13 protein-coding genes are annotated in these 20,079 nt (G+C 40.3%); 5 read left to right on the top strand and 8 right to left on the bottom strand.

Annotated elements, in window-relative coordinates; translation table 11 throughout:
* The coding region (locus tag IKK64_01965) for an IS1380 family transposase (GenBank protein MBR4118827.1) at positions 1 to 416 on the bottom strand (416 nt) is incomplete at its 3' end.
* Between the two features lie 197 nt (positions 417 to 613).
* On the opposite strand from IKK64_01965, the gene IKK64_01960 reads away from it, so the two are divergent.
* Together IKK64_01960 and IKK64_01955 are read left to right on the top strand one after the other, a co-directional pair.
* Positions 614 to 1,039, top strand: a complete 426-nt coding sequence (locus IKK64_01960; GenBank protein MBR4118826.1) for a hypothetical protein — start codon at positions 614 to 616, stop codon at positions 1,037 to 1,039.
* Between the two features lie 51 nt (positions 1,040 to 1,090).
* Positions 1,091 to 1,573, top strand: coding sequence for an outer membrane beta-barrel protein (locus tag IKK64_01955; protein MBR4118825.1), 483 nt, complete (start codon positions 1,091 to 1,093; stop codon positions 1,571 to 1,573).
* A gap of 138 nt (positions 1,574 to 1,711) precedes the next feature.
* On the opposite strand, the gene mnmD is transcribed toward IKK64_01955, so the two are convergent.
* The 3 genes from mnmD to IKK64_01940 all read right to left on the bottom strand — a co-directional run bounded on the left by mnmD (position 1,712) and on the right by IKK64_01940 (position 6,340).
* Complete coding sequence (gene mnmD / locus IKK64_01950) at positions 1,712 to 2,365, bottom strand: tRNA (5-methylaminomethyl-2-thiouridine)(34)-methyltransferase MnmD (protein MBR4118824.1); 654 nt, start codon at positions 2,363 to 2,365, stop codon at positions 1,712 to 1,714.
* A gap of 4 nt (positions 2,366 to 2,369) precedes the next feature.
* The gene (locus tag IKK64_01945; GenBank protein ID MBR4118823.1) at positions 2,370 to 4,247 is read right to left on the bottom strand and encodes a carboxylase; all 1,878 of its coding nucleotides are present in this window, start codon (positions 4,245 to 4,247) and stop codon (positions 2,370 to 2,372) included.
* Between the two features lie 308 nt (positions 4,248 to 4,555).
* Positions 4,556 to 6,340 (bottom strand): arginine--tRNA ligase, encoded by a 1,785-nt coding sequence (locus IKK64_01940; GenBank protein MBR4118822.1) that lies wholly within the window; start codon positions 6,338 to 6,340, stop codon positions 4,556 to 4,558.
* A 230-nt stretch (positions 6,341 to 6,570) separates the two neighbouring features.
* Between IKK64_01940 and IKK64_01935 the strand changes: the two genes are divergently transcribed.
* Both IKK64_01935 and gdhA read left to right on the top strand, forming a co-directional pair.
* Positions 6,571 to 7,956 carry a C1 family peptidase gene (locus tag IKK64_01935; GenBank protein ID MBR4118821.1) on the top strand — a complete coding sequence of 462 codons (1,386 nt, stop codon included), beginning with the start codon at positions 6,571 to 6,573 and terminating at the stop codon, positions 7,954 to 7,956.
* Between the two features lie 68 nt (positions 7,957 to 8,024).
* Positions 8,025 to 9,362, top strand: coding sequence for an NADP-specific glutamate dehydrogenase (gene gdhA, locus IKK64_01930; protein MBR4118820.1), 1,338 nt, complete (start codon positions 8,025 to 8,027; stop codon positions 9,360 to 9,362).
* A 935-nt stretch (positions 9,363 to 10,297) separates the two neighbouring features.
* Here the strand turns inward: gdhA and IKK64_01925 are convergent.
* The 4 genes from IKK64_01925 to IKK64_01910 all read right to left on the bottom strand — a co-directional run bounded on the left by IKK64_01925 (position 10,298) and on the right by IKK64_01910 (position 18,757).
* Positions 10,298 to 11,194, bottom strand: coding sequence for a T9SS type A sorting domain-containing protein (locus IKK64_01925; protein MBR4118819.1), 897 nt, complete (start codon positions 11,192 to 11,194; stop codon positions 10,298 to 10,300).
* 128 nt (positions 11,195 to 11,322) lie between these two features.
* Positions 11,323 to 13,083 (bottom strand): RagB/SusD family nutrient uptake outer membrane protein, encoded by a 1,761-nt coding sequence (locus IKK64_01920; GenBank protein ID MBR4118818.1) that lies wholly within the window; start codon positions 13,081 to 13,083, stop codon positions 11,323 to 11,325.
* 25 nt (positions 13,084 to 13,108) lie between these two features.
* Positions 13,109 to 16,189, bottom strand: a complete 3,081-nt coding sequence (locus IKK64_01915; GenBank protein ID MBR4118817.1) for a TonB-dependent receptor — start codon at positions 16,187 to 16,189, stop codon at positions 13,109 to 13,111.
* 15 nt (positions 16,190 to 16,204) lie between these two features.
* Positions 16,205 to 18,757 (bottom strand): zinc-dependent metalloprotease, encoded by a 2,553-nt coding sequence (locus tag IKK64_01910; GenBank protein MBR4118816.1) that lies wholly within the window; start codon positions 18,755 to 18,757, stop codon positions 16,205 to 16,207.
* A gap of 242 nt (positions 18,758 to 18,999) precedes the next feature.
* Here IKK64_01910 and IKK64_01905 point away from each other — a divergent pair.
* Positions 19,000 to 20,079 (top strand): M6 family metalloprotease domain-containing protein (locus tag IKK64_01905; GenBank protein MBR4118815.1); only part of this gene is annotated, 1,080 nt, incomplete at its 3' end.

Here is a 20,079-nt window from a genome sequence, read left to right as displayed (position 1 = left end):
TCTTGACCGGATTTCAATTGACCAGTAGCAAGCAGGGCTTTGATCAATAAGCAGTTCATCTTGTCTGCAGTATTGAAATCATAGGAGTTGCCAGAAGCAGATTTATAGGTGATGTTCTTACAAGTCAGTTCTTCGATAGCACGCAATATGGTGTCTGCGCTGCAAGTGCGAAGAGTTGGATGAAGAGACAAATGTTTCATCAAGTGAGTTGTAACATCCTCAATACATGAGCCGCCACAAAGATATACGCACATCAGAGAGCGTAGAATCTCGCTATATTGATAACCAAACATAGTGCATCTCAATCCCAAGGTGGAATCTATGGTTTGAGCTAAAAGAGCATCAAATTGCTCCATAATCGAAAAAATTCCTCCAAAAGGAGTGAGTTTCTCAGATTTAATTTGTATCTTTGCCATGTCATATTAGAGTTTTGCTTGTCTTCTTTTCGCAACACTAAGGTAAGTGAAAATTCTGACATGGCAAAATCCTGAGCAACTTTTTGTTGTTCAGGTACTTATAAATAAAGTTAAATCAAAGTGTTGCGGAATTAAGGTTATAGAAGGAAAACAATTATATTAATATTTAACATTAAAACAAATCAATTATGAAGAAAATGATGAAAATTTTTAGCCGTTTAGTGTTGGTAACATTTGCGGCATTGAGTATCAGTTTTGCATTTACATCTTGCGGAGGAGAAGATGAAGATAACGATAATATATACGTTAACGGAGGAGGAGATTTTGATCAAGAAATAAGCGGAGGCGAAAATGCCGATGGAACAGTCTCTTTGACAGTTAATAATGGGATATATGTAGCAAAATATACTTTGACTTTTGATGATAATGACTTGTGTACAAGAGCTATTTGTGAGTGTACTTTTTCAAGTAGAGATTTTGCAAACGCTTTTGTAGAAACTTGTGAAGATGAAGTTATTAGCAGAAACGGAAATAAAGTAACAATTGATCAAACTGATCTATTTGAAGGAGACTCAAAAGATTACGTTTTAGCGGCGATAGAGGCAATGTCCCAACAATATTAAATTATTATCTCTTTTGAGATTTGGTTTATAACTTAAAATTTAAGTAAATATATGAAGAAAATTTTATTCACATTAGTTTTATGTGTGTTTGCCTTAGGAACGTACGCACAAAAAGGAGAGATGGCAGCAAGTGCCCAATTTATGCTTGGAGCAGGGCAAGGCATCACTAACCCAGGATTAGGAGCAAAATTCTCTTACAGCATCACCGATCCTTGGCGTTTGGCGGCATCGTTCGATTACGGTTTCAAAAACAAAGGAATGAGTTCATGGGATATTAATGTTGATGCTCACTATCAATTCTTCTTTGGTAAAGGAATGAGAGCATATCCAATGGCAGGTTTCACAGTTTTAGGTTATACCGCTAAATATTTCGGATACAAAGCAAATACCACTTGTGTGGGTGTAAATCTTGGAGGAGGTTTCCAATATGACATTAATGATAATTGGGCTGTTTACACAGAACTTAAAGGTCAATTGGTTCACAATCATGGTTCACGCTTTGCATGGGGAGTAGGAGGATCATATAAATTCTAAAAATCAGAGTTTCAATTTATAGAAACAACTATACTCCATAATTTTTAATAAAATGATTTATAAGTGAAAAATCCTATTAAACAGATGAAAGTCTGTTTAATAGGATTCTTTTGTTATTACAGGGAATAAAAACTGATTCTATTTGTTTTTTGTAGCCCTTAGTATCTCTCTCTTGCCGTTCTTAGGGCCAGCAATACGTTCAACCTTAAAGCCAATATCTGCCAACATTCTGCGGATAACACCTTTTGAACAGTAGGTAGTTAAAACGGCATCGATGCTGGCTGAGGCATAGAGCCTTTCAAAAGCCTCTCTCGTCCACATTTCGGGTTGTTTCTCGGGAGCAAAGGCATCAAAGTATATAACATCAATAAAAGAGGGGAGACTATCCGTAAGATAATCTCCCTCTATCTTTTCGAGGGTAAAGAAAGGTGTAATCTCCACCTCTCTGTTCCACTCGGCATCTATAATCTTGTCATATAGAGTTTTATCAACAATCTCGCCATATTTAAGTTGCGAGAGAGTATCACAATCAACAGGATATTTTTCGATTGAGATATAGTGAACAGGATGCTCCGCGTTGGTAGCCATTGCTGTTACAACAGCATTCAATCCCGTTCCAAAACCAACTTCAAGAACTCTCACCCTCTCCCCTTTGCTACGGTAAAGAAAGGCACAATCCCTGAAGATATGTTCCGACTCTGTTAAAGCACCCTTTACAGAGTGATAGTGTTCATCAAGTTCTTTAACATAAAGCGTTGCCGAACCGTCATCGGTAATCTCAATCTCTCTCACCTCCCTATTTCTCGTACTCTATAAGAACAGCGTTAGTAGCAATAACTTGTCCAGGCTCAATGAAAACACGTTTAATAACACCATTACGCTCAGCAATAATGCTGTTCTCCATCTTCATAGCCTCAAAAACAAACAACTCATCGCCACGTTTTACGGTGTCGCCGGGTTTAACAGCAACAGTAAGCACTGTACCACCCATAGGAATTGTAACAGTAGGACCAGTGATAGGCTCCTCCTCAACCTCAGGCTCCTCCTTAACAACCTCTTCAACTTTAGGCTTGCTTGCCTCAAACTCCTCAGCACGTCTGTTCTTTAAGAATGTAGCACCAACAGCAGGGAATAGTTGAAGAAGAAGATAGTCGTTATCATCTTTTGCAAGTTTAACACCACCAAACTCCGCCAACTCAGGATTTTCGGGTGCTTTATAAGATGCAATATCGTATGGAACCTCTTCGGCACTACCCGTAATCTTCTCTCTAAACTCAGGAGATATAGCCACAGGAGTCTTGCCATACTCACCCTTTATAAGATTAACAAACTGGTTTGTAACCATAGTGTAGTCAGGGTTGCCTTTCTTGCGGTCAAGAGCAAGGTTTACAGCTTGGCTACCCACAATTTGCGATGTAGGAGTAACCAATGGCACAAGACCTGCAGCACGGCGTACCTCAGGGATAAGAGCCATTGCATCGTTAAGAATATCCTCTGCACCAAGACTGCGAAGTTGAGCCACCATATTACTATACATACCACCGGGAACCTCGGCATGTTTAACAATCTCGTTTGGTTTAGGGAAGTTGAAGTATGCCTCAATAGCATGACAAGCATTTAACAACTCCTCCTCGTTATTAGCTTTTGCAGCCTCAATAGCTTTATCAAACTGAGCATCAATCTCAGCAGGGATAGTATCAGTCAATGGGTCAAAAGTTATTGGGAAACTCTTAACAAGGTCGTAGGCGGCAAGTTCTTTGCGAATACCTTCGAGTTTTGCTCTGATTTTACCAACAGCCTCCATATTAGCCTCAACCTCAACACCCAACTTTTTACAGAAGATATAAATCAACTCCAAAGCAGGAGCCGCTGAGCCACCACCAAAGTACCAGATATTTGTATCCAAAATATCAACACCATGTATAACTGCCATCAACGAAGATGCCAAACCATAACCTGGAGTACAGTGAGTGTGGAAGTCGATAGGAACATTAACAGCCGCTTTAAGTTTAGGAATAAGAGTAGCAATACGGGCAGGATTAACCAAACCAGCCATATCCTTAAGAGTGATAATCTTAGCACCCATAGCCTCCATACCCTTAGCCTTCTCAACAAAATATTCATCAGTAAAAATCTTCTCCTCAACAACTTGAGCAGGTTTCTTGCCAAACAAACGAGCAAAGAAGCCAACCTTCTCAGGCTCTCTGTTTTGAGCAGGTTTAGGATCAACGGTGTAACAAACAGCACCATCGGCAATACCGCCCACCTCGTTTATCTTCTCAATAGAACTCTTAACATTGTTAAGGTCGTTAAGAGCATCAAACACACGCATAATGCCCAACCCCTGTTTAACAGCCTCTTTGTAGAAACCATCAATAATGGTATTGGGGTATGGAGCATAGCCAAAGAGGTTACGTCCGCGTGAAAGAGCAGTAAGGTACGATCTGCCTTCAATAACTTTGCTTATTGAACTCAATCTAACCCAAGGGCTCTCATCAAGGTAACGCATAACAGAGTCGGGAACTGCACCACCCCAAACCTCCATAGCATAGAAACCAGCCTCTTTGTATATATCAATAACTTGATTAATTTGCTCCCCTGTCATACGGGTAGCGAATAGTGATTGTTGACCGTCACGAAGAGTTAAATCGCGAATTTTAAGTTTTTTATTCATAGTGTACTCCTTTCTCTTTTTTGTGGGAGTTATTAAATGATTTAAGTTTATATTTTGCAAAAATATATTTGCTTTAGATATAAAACAAATAAATAAGGAAAAATTTCTTTATTAAAATTTCCTAATCCCCTTTTATTAAATTAATGATTAGCCCAATAACAAAACATAGTTACCTTAGTCACCCTAGTTATCCTAGCCATCTTATTAACCTTACCACTAACAACTCTTTAACCCCCAATAACAACAAAGGTTTGCACGAAAATGCAAACCTTTGTTTATTACTAATTACTCTTTACTCTTTCAAGAAACTACATTCTCTCAGGAACATCAATGCCTAATAACTTCATACCGTTGCGAATAATCTTTGCGGTATTAACCGATAGCAACAAACGGAAGGCACGTTTGCTCTCATCCTCTTCGCGAAGGATTGAGAAGTCGTGATAGAATTGGTTATACTCTTTAACCAAATCGTAGGTGTAGTTTGCAATAAGTGCAGGGCTGTAAGTAGCGGCTGCATCTTTAAGCACGCTCTTGAACTCAGCCAAGCGTTGAATTAGAGAAACCTCTTTCTCCGAAATCTCAACATTGCCATCTATTTGAGTAGGAATTTCAATACCGCTCTCTGCTGCTTTACGCAAAACAGAACTAATACGAGCGTGTGTATATTGAATAAAAGGTCCTGTATTACCGTTAAAATCAATTGACTCTTTTGGGTTGAATGTCATATTCTTGCGAGGGTCAACCTTCAAGATAAAATATTTCAAAGCACCCAAACCAGTCATCTCCGATATTGTCGCAGCCTCCTCAGCCGAGCAACCATCAAGTTTGCCAAGTTCTGCCGATGTTTCACGAGCAGTTGCAACCATCTCATCCATAAGGTCGTCGGCATCAACCACAGTACCCTCACGAGATTTCATCTTACCCTCAGGCAACTCAACCATACCGTACGAGAAGTGAACAAGATCCTTACCCCAAGAGAAGCCAAGTTTATCTAACAAAATTGACAATACCTGGAAGTGGTAGTTTTGCTCATTACCAACAACATATATCATCTTGTCGATAGGGAAGTCGATAAAACGAAGTTTGGCAGTACCAATATCCTGAGTCATATAAACCGAAGTACCATCGGCACGAAGCAAAAGTTTCTCATCCAGACCTTCGCCTGTAAGGTCAGCCCAAACCGAGCCATCGGGACGGCGGTACATAATACCCTTCTCTAAGCCTTCAAGAACTTTATCTTTACCCTCAAGGTATGTCTCTGATTCGTAGTATATCTTATCAAAATCAACGCCCATACGTTTGTATGTCTCATCAAAACCGGCATATACCCACTCGTTCATCATACGCCATACCGAGCGAACATCTTCATCACCAGCCTCCCAACGGCGTAGCATCTCGCGAGCCTCAGCCATCAAAGGCGAAGCAGCCTCAGCCTCCTCTTTGGTCATACCTTTAGCCTCAAGTTCTTTGACCTCAGCTTTGTAGTGTTTGTCAAACAAAACGTAGAAGTCGCCAATCAAGTGGTCGCCTTTCTTGCCTGCCTTTTCGGGAGTAACACCCTCGCCCCATTTTTGCCAAGCCAACATCGACTTACAAATATGAATACCTCTGTCGTTAACAATATTTGTTTTAACAACACGATTTCCGTCAGCGGCAAGAATTTGCGAAAGGCTGAAACCTAAAAGGTTATTTCTGACGTGACCTAAGTGCAATGGTTTATTTGTATTTGGTGAAGAGTACTCAATCATTACCAAAGGCGACTCTTCGGTAACAGGAGTAAAACCATATTTCTCCTCTTTTGCTATTGCGTTTAGTTGCTCAATCCAAGAGTTTCCAGCAATTGAAAGGTTCAAGAAACCTTTAACTACATTAAACCCTGATACTAAATCAGAATTGGCGACCATCCACTCTCCAACTTCAGTAGCGGTAGCCTCAGGCGATTTTTTAGAAGCCTTTAAGAAAGGGAACACCACAAGAGTTAAGTTACCCTCAAACTCTTTTTTAGTCTTTTGCAACTGAATTGCAGGATTTTCTTTATCTATACCGTAAAGGGCGTTAAGAGCCGAAGCGGTAATTTCTGTTATTTTATCCATTATTCTATAATGTTCTTGAAATCAGTTTAAAATTCGAGTGCAAAATTAGTTATAAAAATTGATATTTTGCTAGGCAACATCTACTAAATTGTAAATAAAATAAACGTAATAGCACACTTTTAACACACTTCTCTCCTTTTAGTATTTTTTTACTATTAAAAATAGTATCTGTTCAGTAAAATTGCTATCTTCGCAAAACAAGTAATAGAAATAATATAAAACAAATAACTATGAAAAAAATCATTCTGACATTGGTTTTAGGTGCTACAATAATTGGAGCATCAGCACAAAATGAGAGAGGTGGTATATCGCAGGATATGCTTCAAGAGATAAGCAAAGGTTATACAGGAAGTGCCGAGCAAAAGGCAGTACGCAATGCTCTTGCCATTAACCCTATATCGGAGTTGAGCGTAAACTCTGAGAACTTGTCAATGTGCGACACTCACTTCTCACATAGAGTAAAAACAAAAGGAATAACAAACCAACTATCATCAGGTCGTTGCTGGTTGTTTACAGGTCTTAACGTGTTACGTGCAAAGATGATAGACAAATATGACCTTCCCGAGATGGTATTCTCACACAACTATCTGTCGTTCTATGATCTGTTAGAGAAATCAAACCTATTCCTTCAAGCAATCATCGACACTAAAAACGAGGCAATAGAGTCACGCCAAGTAGAGTGGTTAATGAAAAATCCAATAGGCGATGGCGGACAATTTACAGGAGTATCAAACCTTATAATGAAATATGGAGTAGTTCCCAAAAGTGCAATGGCAGAGACCTACCAAAGCAACAACACAGAGCAGATGCGAAACATCTTAAAACTTAAACTAAGAGAGTTTGCATTGGCGCTTCGTGCCGAGAAGAGCGAGAAGAGTGCAATGGCTGCAAAAACAAAGATGCTAACCGAGATTTACAGAATATTGGCAGAGTGTGTAGGAGTTCCCCCAACAGAGTTTGAGTGGACTCGTTACGACAAGGATGGTAATGCCGTAAGCACAAAAACATACACTCCAAAGAGTTTCTACGATGAGTATATAGGCGAGGACTTAGAGAATAACTATATAATGGTTATGAACGATCCCTCACGCGAGTATAATAAGGTATATGAGATAGACCTCGACCGCCACGTATATGACGGAGAGAACTGGCTATATCTAAACCTACCAATAGAGAAGATAAAAGAGATGGCAATAGCCTCAATAAAAGATAACACAGCAATGTACTTCTCTTGCGATGTTCGCAAATTCTGGAGCAAAGAAAAAGGAACACTCGATTTGAATAATACCGATTACGCATCACTATTCCGCACCACATTCCCAATGAACAAGAAAGAGCGTATTCAAACCTTTGCAAGTGGCTCAACTCACGCAATGACACTTATTGCTGTTGATTTGGATGAGCAAGGCACACCCAAAAAGTGGATGGTAGAGAATAGTTGGGGCGAGAACTCAGGATACAAAGGCAACCTGATTATGACAGATGAGTGGTTTAATGAGTATATGTTCCGTTTGGTAGTAGAGAAAAAATATGTACCCTCTGACGTAATGGAACTAATGAAACAAGAGCCAATAATGCTTCCCGCATGGGATCCGATGTTTGCTCCAGAGGAATAAAACCCAACAAGAATCACACATCAGACCAATATTGGTCTAATAAAATATTAACCCTTACAGACTAAACTATGAATTTAGAGAGATTAATGGCTCAACTCGAAGCCAAGCATCCGGGTGAGCGAGAGTACCTTCAAGCGGTACGCGAGGTGTTAAGTTCAATAGAGGAGGTTTATAATCAACATCCCGAGTTTGAACGAGCAAAGTTAATAGAGAGGTTGGTCGAGCCCGAGAGGGTTATAATATTCAGAGTACCTTGGGTAGATGACAAAGGCGAGGTACAAGTAAATACAGGATACCGAGTACAGTTTAACAGTGCAATAGGTCCCTACAAAGGCGGATTGCGTTTTCATGCTTCGGTAAACCTCTCAATCTTGAAATTCTTAGGATTTGAGCAGACATTTAAAAATGCACTCACAACCCTGCCAATGGGAGGAGGAAAAGGAGGCTCCGATTTCTCTCCACGCGGAAAGAGCGATGGCGAGATAATGCGTTTCTGTCAAGCATTTATGAATGAGTTGTTCCGTTACATTGGTCCCGAAACCGACATCCCTGCAGGAGACATCGGCGTTGGAGCAAGAGAGATAGGTTATCTATTTGGACAATACAAAAAACTTACACGCACCTTTAACGGAGTGCTCACAGGCAAAGGACTTGAATATGGAGGCTCACTTGTACGCCCTGAGGCAACAGGATATGGAGCATTATACTTTGTCTCAGAGATGCTCACAAACAAAGGCTTGAGCATAGAGGGCAAACGAGTTGCCATAAGCGGATTTGGAAACGTAGCATGGGGAGCAGCCCGAAAGGCTGTTGAGATGGGTGCAAAGGTAATAACCATATCAGGCCCTGACGGATACATACTTGATGAAGAGGGTATAAGTGGCGAAAAGATTGAGTATATGCTCACTCTTCGTGCAAGTGGCAACGATATATGCCAACCCTACGCCGACCGATTCCCCAATGCTAAATTTGTAGAGGGTAAACGCCCATGGGAAGTACCTTGCGATATAGCACTCCCATGTGCAACACAAAACGAGTTAGATGGCGAAGATGCACAAAACCTCATAAACAACGGAGTAATGTGTGTAGGCGAAATATCAAATATGGGATGTACACCTGAAGCCATTGAGTTGTTCACAGAACACAAACTGCTATATGCACCAGGCAAGGCAGCCAATGCAGGAGGAGTATCAGTATCAGGATTAGAGATGAGTCAAAACTCAGCCCACATATCTTGGAGTGCCGAGGAGGTAGATGCCCGCTTGCGTACCATAATGAAAGACATACACCAAAACTGCGTTAAGTTTGGAACAGAGCCAGACGGATATATCAACTACGTAAAGGGTGCAAACATAGCAGGATTTATGAAGGTTGCCCGAGCTATGATGGCACAAGGTGTGGTTTGATTTAACTATCAGCAATTAGATATTAGTTGTTTGTTAACAACTAATCAGTTAAGAAATGGATTCCTTCGGTAATCCATTTCTTTGTTCTAATAAGTCCAATAATAAAACATAGTTACCTTAGTCACCCTAGTTATCCTAGTCATCTTAATAACCTTTCCACTAACGACTCTTTAATCCCCCAATAACAGCAAAGGTTTGCATTTTCGTGCAAACCTTTGTTTATGTAAATAATATTTTTTATAAACTTTTTGACCGCAAAAAGTTACAAAAACTCCCGCCACCCGTATAAAACAGTCATTCGTTTTTTTGTTCGGGAGTAAACATCCCTCAGTCAAAACTCATTTGCCGTTCCAACCTTTCCAAAGTTTGCGAGGTGTTGCGGAACTCGCTTCGCTCAAACAGTCCTCACACTATATCCCGCAAACTTCGGGGTTTCCACTCTGTTTTATAATGGTGCGGTCTTATTTTAAAGTTACTTTCCCCGTCTGGTAGACAGGAAACGAGCCACCCCAGTAGTAGGGACGTGCCCTCCGTCGTGCAGGGTACTGCACTCCCCATTTTAAGGTACAAATTGACATTTAGTCAATTTTAATTACAATGTAATTACCTAAAAATGCCTGTCACGTCCGTAAGAAAAGAGTATCTCAAGGCAGTAGGGACAGAGTATGCTCTGTCTGTCCAATTAGCCTAATTGGTTCAATAAAAAAACTTAGTTATCTTAGTTCTAAAAACTAAAAACTAACAACTCTTTAATCCCCTAACAACAGCAAAGGTTTGCATTTTCGTGCAAACCTTTGTTTATCTAACAACTAACAAATCTGCGGGTAAGCGAGGGCAAAATAAGTTTACTTAAACTTTGCCGAGCGTGAGCAGATTCAACAAGCAAGTGCTTGTTAACTACCCCAACGGGGTGGCGTTAGCCAACAACTAACAACTTACTTAACTGCAACTTTGCGAGTGTTGTTACCAACCTTAACAAGGTAAATACCGTTGTTCATATCGTTAAGAGATAGTCTTGAAGCAAACGCACTCTCAACCAAAACACCAGCAACGTTATAAACCTCAATTTGAGCCTCTTCGTTTAGTGAAATAGTGTTGTTAAAGAAGAAGATTTTATCTTTACCAGCAACACTCTCCTCCTCAATACCAGCAGGAGCGGTTGAAGTAGTAACCTTTATACCATGCACCCAAAGTTCTGCATTATTTACATTTTGAAGATAAGCGTATAAAGGTTCATTGGTTTGCATATTCCAAGCACCATCATTTCCGTTATCAAGAGTCTCTATCCCTGTCCAAGTATAAATACCACTTCTAAACAAAGGTTTAAACATACTTGCGTATGCAGCTGATATTACATAGTAGTCAGTAAATGTAGTCTCTATATCTTTTGATGCCAACATTCTAACCATTGCTCTTCCGTCTTTAGACAAGCAAAGGCTGAATGTTTTACAAGAGGGCATCATTACTGCAATACCACCACCATTGGTACTCATCATACTAGAAGCAGCACTTATTACAATAGCACCTGTTAATGAGCCATCTGAACCAACCTCTCCATCAGTACCAGCACCTACAAACCAAGAGTCTGCATAAGGGGCAGGATAGTCGGGCATAATATCGGCATACACCATTTGAATAAGTTTGCCATCGGGATCAATCTTATAATCCTCCTCATTACATATACCAACGTATTTCTCAATCTTCTCGTCGGTATCAAACCATAACCAACCGTCAGCATCAACATCTGCCGGGTCAAATAGGTTATACTCTTGTGCTTGTATATTCAAAGTACAAGCCATTGCTAAAAGCATTAAAGTAAAAATTTTTTTCATAAGCATTTTTTATTTAAATTAATTAATTATTCGCTTTGCTCTAATTAGGAATGAGAAATTAGGAATGAGGAATTAACTCCTAATTCCTAATTGTGGCGAAGCCACGAACCAATTCCTAATTTAAAAAACTACATCTCTCTCCACTCCGGATTTTGAACAACGCCATGGTAGCGAATTTCATCCCAAGGGATAGGAAGGTAGTATTGTTTCTCCTCAAAATATCTCACACGTTTTGGGAAACGGTTCATATTTGAGATAGTATATCTTGTTTGACCATTAGCACTATTAACAACAATCTTCATTGCTTTAATAGGGTTAGTCGCACCATTCATCTTCTCAACGGCTACGCCCCAGCGGAACATATCCCAATATGTAGTCTCCTCAAATGCCAACTCAATTCTACGTTCGTTAACAAGTTCTTCCCAGGTAAGAGAGGGGAGAGGTTGCATTTTTGCTCTTGTACGCACCTCGTTGACTTTTGCCAGTGCAGTTCCGTTGTCACCTAAGCGGAACATAACCTCTGCGTAATCCAACAGAGCCTCTGCGTAACGCCAGATGATATAGTTTTGCTTACTTGCGTAAGTCTCATCCTTATCAATCTTTTGAGTCTCATCAACAAATTTACCCATATAGTAACCAGTGCGAGAGTAAGCCGCGGTTTCGCTCTCGCCATACTGAGTTAAGTCCTCTCCAGCAACTTCGGTGTTACCAGTACGCATGTAGTGAATATCCATTGTGTGACCGTTATAAACCGAGCCATCATACAAAATGTTCGCATAAAAGCGGTAATCTCTACCCTCGTATGGGTTGTTTTTATCATAAACATACCCCTCTCTCATACCATACTCATCAACGTGGTTTTGAGTAGGAGTATAAGCCGCAATAGTACCTGTAAAGAAAGGAGAGGCAGCATCGCGGTCAAGTTTATGACCATATCCAGTATCATAGTTACCATCGTTAGAGTGTTGCACCTCTAAGATTGACTCCTGACTATTCTTTGTAAGGAATATATTACGATACTCTTTTTTAATCTCCTCAAGCGAAGTTCCTGCAATTTGCACCAAACTATATTGGTTAAGTTCAAACAGATCCTCGTAAGCCTTTTTAGCCTTCTCAAGCATTGCTTGAGATTGGTCATCGGTGAAGCCTAAATAGTCGTTACTCTTGTTTTGGTAATATTCGCTCGAAGCCCACATATAAGTTTTGGCAATAAGCATAAGGGCAGCACCTTTTGTTATACGACCTGCATCTGTTGACGCATAGTAGGCGGGTAGTCTGTTTGCAGCCTCTTTGGCATCGTTAACAATGGCAGTAACCATTTCATTGTACGAAGCTCTTGCAAATTTAGTATTCTCTTTAAGAGGGTCAAAAGTTTTGTGAATCAACATAACGCCACCCCATTGACGCCATAACATATAGTAGTAATATGCTCTAAAGAAGTGTGCTTCGCCCAAGATACGCTCTTTATGTTCACCAGCGGCAATCTTTGCTTCGTTCTCAAACAATCGGTTAATTGCTTGTATTTGAGTATAGTAATTAGCCCATTTTACGGTAGCCCAGTTGGTTATCTCTTGATTGTTCCCTTTTAAAAGGTCGCCGTAACCAGCATTATAGTAGTCAGTTTTAGAGGGAACAATTTGATCTCCAAACCAAGGCATATAGTATCGCGATGAACTTTTTACCAGAGCAATTGTGGTAGGAACAAATGTTGAGAATCCGTTATTCATATTCCTGTACCAAGGCAAAACATATTCATCTAACAACATAGGAGTCTCCCAGATGTAGTTGTCAGTTATTTTATCAACAGGAGCATCATCAAACAAACAACTCGATGATGTAAATGGTAATATTGCAATAACTCCGTATATAATATATTTTTTAATATTCATAACTTTCAATTTATAGGTTAAGAGTTTAATATCCAATACTTAAAGATACTCCGTATGAGCGTTGAACGGGGTAGCCGCGTAACGATTCGGGGTCCATTCCCAAATCCGAGAGGCTTGACCATGTTACAAGGTTGCTTCCTTGTAATGCAATGCTGAACGAACTCAATTTCATCTTTTTCAATACTTTAGGTTGGAAAGAGTATCCTAACGACAATGATTTAAGACGTAAGAAGTTACAATCCCTTACCCAGAAAGTTGACTCTTTACGGTTATTGTCATTTGCCGATGCAAACTTAACTCTTGGCAGAGTTCCGTCAGGGTTCTCCTCACTCCAGCACTCCTCCATGTGGTACTCTTGGAAACGTTGCAATGAGCCACTGTTTAGAGTGTACATCTCTTTAATGTTTTGTTGGTATCCAGTTGCTCCCTGGAACAGAGCATTAAAGAACAAACCTTTCCAACTCAATCCCAATTTAAGACCAAAGTTGAATTTGGGATTTGAAGAGTTCTTCACATATTTCAAGTCGTTGGTATCCAAAACGCCATCGTTGTTTTGGTCAACATATTTAATATCACCAGGAGCCAATGTAGCGTTGTTTTGTCCATCTTGATTTAGTTTATGGTTGTCAATCTCCTCCTGCGAAGTGAACAATCCGTCAGCCTCATACATTGTCCATACCATACTGCTTCTTCCAACGCGTCTTAGATTAGGATTAACACTCGATTCATCACCATAATCTAACCACTTATCCTCTTGTTGCGACATTGTAAATGCAATATCGTATTTAACCTTTCTGATAGTATTGCGGTGGTTAAGAGTCAAATCCCAGCCCCACGCTTTAAGTTTTGCAAAGTTTATACTTGGAACATTACCATTAACACCAGTAGTTGGTGGGTATAGGTACGATGGAGCAGATGTAATTTTGTTAGTTTCAAATCTCCAGTAATACTCAAATGTAACGCCAAAGCGGTTATCCCAGAATCCCAAATCGGTAGCAATGTTGTAGTCGTGCGACTTACCCCATGTAAGTTCAGGATTTGGGTAATTACCTGTTGACATCATAATACCGGGTCGGTAGTTACCGCCAATATTATAACCCTCTCTGGTAGATTCAATATAGTTTAGCAGATATGAATATTCGCCAACCATACCGTCATTACCAAGAACTCCGGTAGATGCTCTGAACTTAACGTTTGAGATTACAGGTTGCTCCCAATCTTTAAAGAATCTTTCGTTAGAGAGTACCCACGATGCCGATACCGAAGGGAAGAATCCCCAGCGGTTATCAGGGAAGAAGTATGTAGAGCCATCAACACGGAAACTTGCCTCCAAGAAGTATCGGTAGTCATAGCCATAACTTACACGACCAATCAACGAAGCACGTTGGTTTTTAGTCTCGCTACCAACTAAACGAGCATCAATAGCAGTACCAATAATCTCGGGATAAACCGATGCGTTCTGGTTTTCGCCAATCATATATTGGTTGTGCATACGTTGGTAGTTGGCAACCAGCAAACCGCTCAAATCGTGTTTGTCGTTGAAAGTCCTGTTATAGTTTAGTCCCACCTCATAAAGTTGATTGTTTGTAAAGCGGTCAATCTGCTCAATAGAAACCTTTGCGGTAGGATAAACAGTATTTGGGTCTGTTGAATACTCGCCAGTTGCCTCATCGTATGTAAACAACTCAACAGGTTTGTCGTAACTCTTCTCAATACGAGTGTTATTATCAAAAGTAGCACGAGCATACAAAGCCAAACCTTTAACCCAAGGCAACTCCCAACGAAGGTTGGCAGTAATGGTATTCATATTAGCTTTGTCCTGAATATAACCACCCATACCATAAACATTAACAAGAGGATTTGAACCATCAATACTTGCCAATTTATCGTTAGTAAAACGCAACACCTGAGTAGGAGCAAAAGCGTAAGCAGCATCCAGCGTTGCGTAACTTGAGTTTTTGCTGTTGTTTCTTGAGCCAGTAATATCCAACGAAAGAGTCAAACCTTCGGTAAGGGTAGCATCCAATTTGGTAGAGTAGTTGAAACGGTCTCTACCCACACCACTATACAAACCTTTAGTGTGAGTGTAACCACCCGAAACATAATATTTCACCCATTGGTTACCACCATTAAGCGAAACACTATGAGTAGTAGTATAACCAGTCTTATCCAAGTAGTCTAAAAGATTTTCGTTACCATAAACATTTGGGTTTGTACCTCTCTGAATCTGTTGAAGTTGCTCAGGAGTGTAAGGTAAAATCAGAGTACCGGGAGTGTTATCAACAGCCTTATTAAACATCTGTGCAAAGTTGTAGGCATCCAAGAACTTAGGAAGTTGAGTAGCCTGTTGCACGTTCATCTGACCGCGATAGTTAACCGACACCTTTTGATTTCCCTGTGCACGTTTAGTCTGTACAAGGATAACACCATTAGCCGCACGAGCACCATAAACCGCTGCTGCCGCCGCATCTTTCAGGATTGAGATACTCTCAATATCATCGGGGTTAAGGTCCGAAAGACGCATCTCTCCGTCACTTGTATTAGTACCAAAACGAGGTACACCATCAATAACCAATAGAGGAGCGCCATTAATACCACGAATATTCAATTCAGCCTCTTTGGCACTACTTGGGTCACCGGTCGATTGCATAACGTTCAAACCCGAAACCTGCCCATAAAGAGCCTCATCAATATTGGCAGTTGGAATTTTCAACAACTCTTCGCTCTTGATAGTCTCAACCGATCCGGTTATCGAAGATTTCTTTTGAACACCATAACCCACAACAACCAACTCATCGAGGTTTTGAGCGTCATCTTCAAGAGCAACCACCACGCTTTTAGTACCATCGGCAACTTTAGTTATTTTAGTTTTGTAGCCAAGATACGAAACAGCAAGTTCTTTACCAGTTTTAGGGATAGTAAAATTACCATCCATATCACTAATAGTAGCATTATTAGCATCCTTCCATTGAACGTGAGCACCAATGAGAGGCTCTCCACTGCGGTCGGTAACCTTACCCTTAAGAATTGCAGTAGAGGTTTGTGCTGTAACAGCCGAAGCCAAGCACAAAAGCGACACTATCAATATATATATCCTACTTCTCATTATATAAGTTTTTATTTATTTGTCAAATATGCGCTCTATTTTAATAATTTGATAATTGTAAAAATCTTTAGTAGAGCCGGTTGCAGAAGCAACTCTACTCTTGTATAGAGTAAGAACATCGTTAAGACGGCCTGTCATAATTGCACCCAACTGATTAGCCGATAGAGTAGGCAAACCAAAGTTGATACGGGCAAACTCTTTCATTTCGTTAATGCAGTGAGAGCAAGTGATACCGCTATTCTCAATATTCTCTTCAACCTCGGCAAACGATTTAGCAGAGCCACCTGATGCGTTCAAACCTGAAGTCTTAATCATCAAATCAATAGCAGTTGCCTGAAGATTTTGCTCCACAGCCGAGAGTTTGCCACCCTTAGGAGCAATAAATATGGCTTTGGTAACATCCTTTACGTAACCATCCAAAGTATAGTTGTTTTTGCTATCAACAATACCACCCTCCTGAATACGATATAACACTGCCGAGTTGATAAGAGCAGATATTATTGTAGATTGAAGTTTGTCGTTAGCATTAAGATTTATCTCCAACTTATTAATAAGGTCAGGACGAGTAAGCCACTCGCTGTGGGTGCGAGCCTCATTCAACAGCCACTCCATAGCCTCTTTTTGAGTAGCCTTGTCAATGTAGTGTTTCGAGGTTGCTTTGCCATCGCCCTGTCTGATCTCCTCATATCTGATACCGCCAATGTAGGGGATAACGTGGCGAATATAGCGAGTATATTGAGTAACAACCTCTTTGTACATATCTTCCATATTGTCGTATCTCTCACCCTCACGTTTGTTCCACTCCTCTAAGTTCTCAATAAGAAGTTTAAGGTTTTTGATACCATAGTTACTTGCTTTAATATGGTCATCACCCAAATCCTCAGTCTGGTCAGTGGGGTCAACAATGCCAAGGAATTGTTGAGCGCCAAACTCAAACATAGCATCACCCTCTTTCTCGGCAATCCATTTGTCAAGAGTAGCCTTCTCCTCTTCGGGAGTGTTTGCATTAGGAATTAATCTATACCCCCAGTTAATAGCATAAATATCGTAAACGCCCAAATTGGGAGGAGTAAGTTTAACCCCCTTCTCAACGTCACCTGGTTGAGCAATAAAGTTGTTACGGGCATAGTCCATAATACTTGGAGTAGTACCATATTGTTGAGTAAACGAAGCACTACGCAACGAGTCAACAGGATAAGAGTAACTTGCCCCCATATTGTGCATCAAACCCAAAGTGTGACCAATCTCGTGAGCCGCAGCGTATCTGATTGACTCATTCATAGTCTCGTCATCAAACACTCGGGTGCGAACCTTCTCATCAACAGTTGCAGTTTGAACAAATCTCCAGTTATGAAGCAACGATAAGATATTGTGATACCATATAACGTCACCGGTCAAAATCTCGCCAGTGCGAGGGTCAACATAACTTGGTCCCATAGCATTAGGCGTAGCAGTTGCCGCATATTTAAAGCAACTGTAACGCATATCATCGGGGTCAAAAGTAGAGTCGTTCTCAGGATAGTCAACCGCTTTGATAGCATTTTTAAAACCGGCAGCCTCAAAAGCCACATTCCAATCCTCTATACCCTGCTTAATAGAGCCTCTCCATTTCTCGGGGAAAGCGTTGTCAACATAAAACACAATAGGTTTCTCAGGCTCAACAATCTCGCCCGCAAAGTAACGCTCCATATCCTCCTCTTTAGGCTCTAAACGCCAACGGTGAATATAGGTCTTAACCTCAACACCATCTTCATCGGTAGTGTAAATGCTCTTGTCAGAGTAGAAGAAACCAACCCTGTTATCTTGCAAACGCATATTCATAGGCTCTTCGGGAAGAGCAAACAGCGAGCGGTGCATAATAACCGAGTATGGCTCGTTCATAAGCGACAAAGTAAACGAAAGACGGCTCTTAATCTCAATATTATTTGGGAAAACCTTATTGCTTATAATACCTGAAGCATCCCCAACAAAAGTACCTTTAAGCGAGTTGCCACCGCCAAAGAGTTTACTCAATGGGTTATCCTGTTTAATGGGGCTGATACACTTTTCGTTAGTACCAAAGAACTCGGTAACATCAATAACAACATTCCCTTTATCCTCAGCCACAATCTTAAAACCTTTTATAACGGGATCATAAAAGTTTTTGTCGTACGAAAGTTTCACAGGATCACTATCCGAAACAAGTTCCGAACTTTGAATTTCGTGGATATAAACTCTACGCTCATCCTTTGAGAACTTAATCAACAGCGGAGTAGTAGCCATCTGACCAGCCACAAAATCTCTAGTGTTGCTTGTTGCGGCAATACGGTTAGCGAGAATGTAGGTTTTGCAGAACACCGAGTCGGGCATCTCAAAATAAAGTTTGCCCTCTTTTGCATTATATAAAGTAGTAAATAATCCCTCTTGTCTTTGAGTATCCTTTGTAACCTTTTTATAGTCGGCACTAACACTATCCTTTACAACAATCTCCAAAGGATTTTTACTATCCTTACTCTTCCTCTTTGCGTTTGCATTTGGCATACAGACAAATATAGCCAATACAACTGCCAATAGTGATATATGTTTCATAGTATTTAAATTGATAAATAGTCAATAATATTACTAATATAATTCGCAAATATATAAAAAAGGTAATAATTTTGAATGATTATATACCATTTTCTTAAAAAAGTTATACATATTTAACTAAAATTTTATATATCTAATTTGTTTATGAATGTAAAAATCCGATAAAAGGAACAAAAAAATTTTATATTACACATATCTTATGTTATCTTCGCAGAATAAAACAGAAAATTAATAAAAAATATATGAAAAAGATTTACACATTGGCACTACTTGTTGTTATGAGTATGGTAACAATCCTACCCGTAAGTGCCACAGAGAAGAACAAGGGGGAGTTGGCAAATATAGTATGCTTTGTACGCTTTTTGGGAGAAGATAATTCAGAGTCATTTGAACTCTCAGCATCAACATACAATCAGATGTTTAACGATGATACAGCAGGAGCAAACTCGGTATATAACTATTTCTACGAAGCATCATACGGGCAACTACAATGGCGAAGCACAATGTTTCCAGCACCACAAGGCGATGTAGTAATGTCGTACGTAACCAAGAACGAGCGTAACTACTACAAAGAGAAAAGCAGTGTATCACCAAACGGATACGAAGATGAGATTGACCGAGCAGCACGAGAACAAGCCTTAGTAAAAGAGATAGCATCATATCTGTCAGAGAATTTGCCCGATGATGTTGTGCTTGATGCAAACAACGATGGCATAATAGACAATATGTGTATCGTATTAAGCGGACGCAGTGAGATAAGCAACCGCCACCTATTGTGGCCACACCGCACCGATTTGGCATTGCCCGATGAAAAAGCGGTATATATAAAAGATAAAAAACTTGTAGGATTTCTAATGGTATTTGATGATGCAAACGGATGGGCATCACTTGAACCAATACCATTCAATACAGGAGTAATATGCCACGAGATGTCGCACTCGTTGGGGACATACGACCTCTACCACGTAGCAGATAACCTAAACCCGGTAGGCGAGTGGGACTTAATGGCAGACAACCTATTGGTACCACAACAGATGTCGGCATACACAAAATACCGTTATTGTGGATGGATAGATGAAATACCCGAGATAACCGAACCGGGAACATACACACTGAACCCCGTAGGAGGAGCCGAAAAAGAGAACATAGCATACAAAATAAAGATGATAGGCTCAGACGAGTACTTCGTAGTTGAGTATCGTAAAAAAGAGGGAACATTTGATGCAGGTCTGCCACAATCGGGACTATTGGTATATCGCATCAATCCGGCATACACAGGTGGAAACGTAAGTTATAACGGCACAACACGTTTAGACGAAGTA

It is taken from the genome of Bacteroidales bacterium, from assembly GCA_017521245.1.
GTDB lineage: Bacteria > Bacteroidota > Bacteroidia > Bacteroidales > G3-4614 > Caccoplasma_A.
This window is presented reverse-complemented; position numbering and strand designations above follow the sequence as displayed.

Bases quoted from the DNA above. Each gene is read 5' to 3' on its own strand.
- IKK64_01910 (MBR4118816.1), bottom strand. From the start codon at position 18,757: ATGAAACATATATCACTATTGGCAGTTGTATTGGCTATATTTGTCTGT.
- IKK64_01920 (MBR4118818.1), bottom strand. From the start codon at position 13,083: ATGAATATTAAAAAATATATTATATACGGAGTTATTGCAATATTACCA.
- IKK64_01925 (MBR4118819.1), bottom strand. From the start codon at position 11,194: ATGAAAAAAATTTTTACTTTAATGCTTTTAGCAATGGCTTGTACTTTG.
- gdhA (MBR4118820.1), top strand. From the start codon at position 8,025: ATGAATTTAGAGAGATTAATGGCTCAACTCGAAGCCAAGCATCCGGGT.
- IKK64_01960 (MBR4118826.1), top strand. From the start codon at position 614: ATGATGAAAATTTTTAGCCGTTTAGTGTTGGTAACATTTGCGGCATTG.
- IKK64_01945 (MBR4118823.1), bottom strand. From the start codon at position 4,247: ATGAATAAAAAACTTAAAATTCGCGATTTAACTCTTCGTGACGGTCAA.
- IKK64_01940 (MBR4118822.1), bottom strand. From the start codon at position 6,340: ATGGATAAAATAACAGAAATTACCGCTTCGGCTCTTAACGCCCTTTAC.
- IKK64_01935 (MBR4118821.1), top strand. From the start codon at position 6,571: ATGAAAAAAATCATTCTGACATTGGTTTTAGGTGCTACAATAATTGGA.
- IKK64_01955 (MBR4118825.1), top strand. From the start codon at position 1,091: ATGAAGAAAATTTTATTCACATTAGTTTTATGTGTGTTTGCCTTAGGA.
- IKK64_01915 (MBR4118817.1), bottom strand. From the start codon at position 16,189: ATGAGAAGTAGGATATATATATTGATAGTGTCGCTTTTGTGCTTGGCT.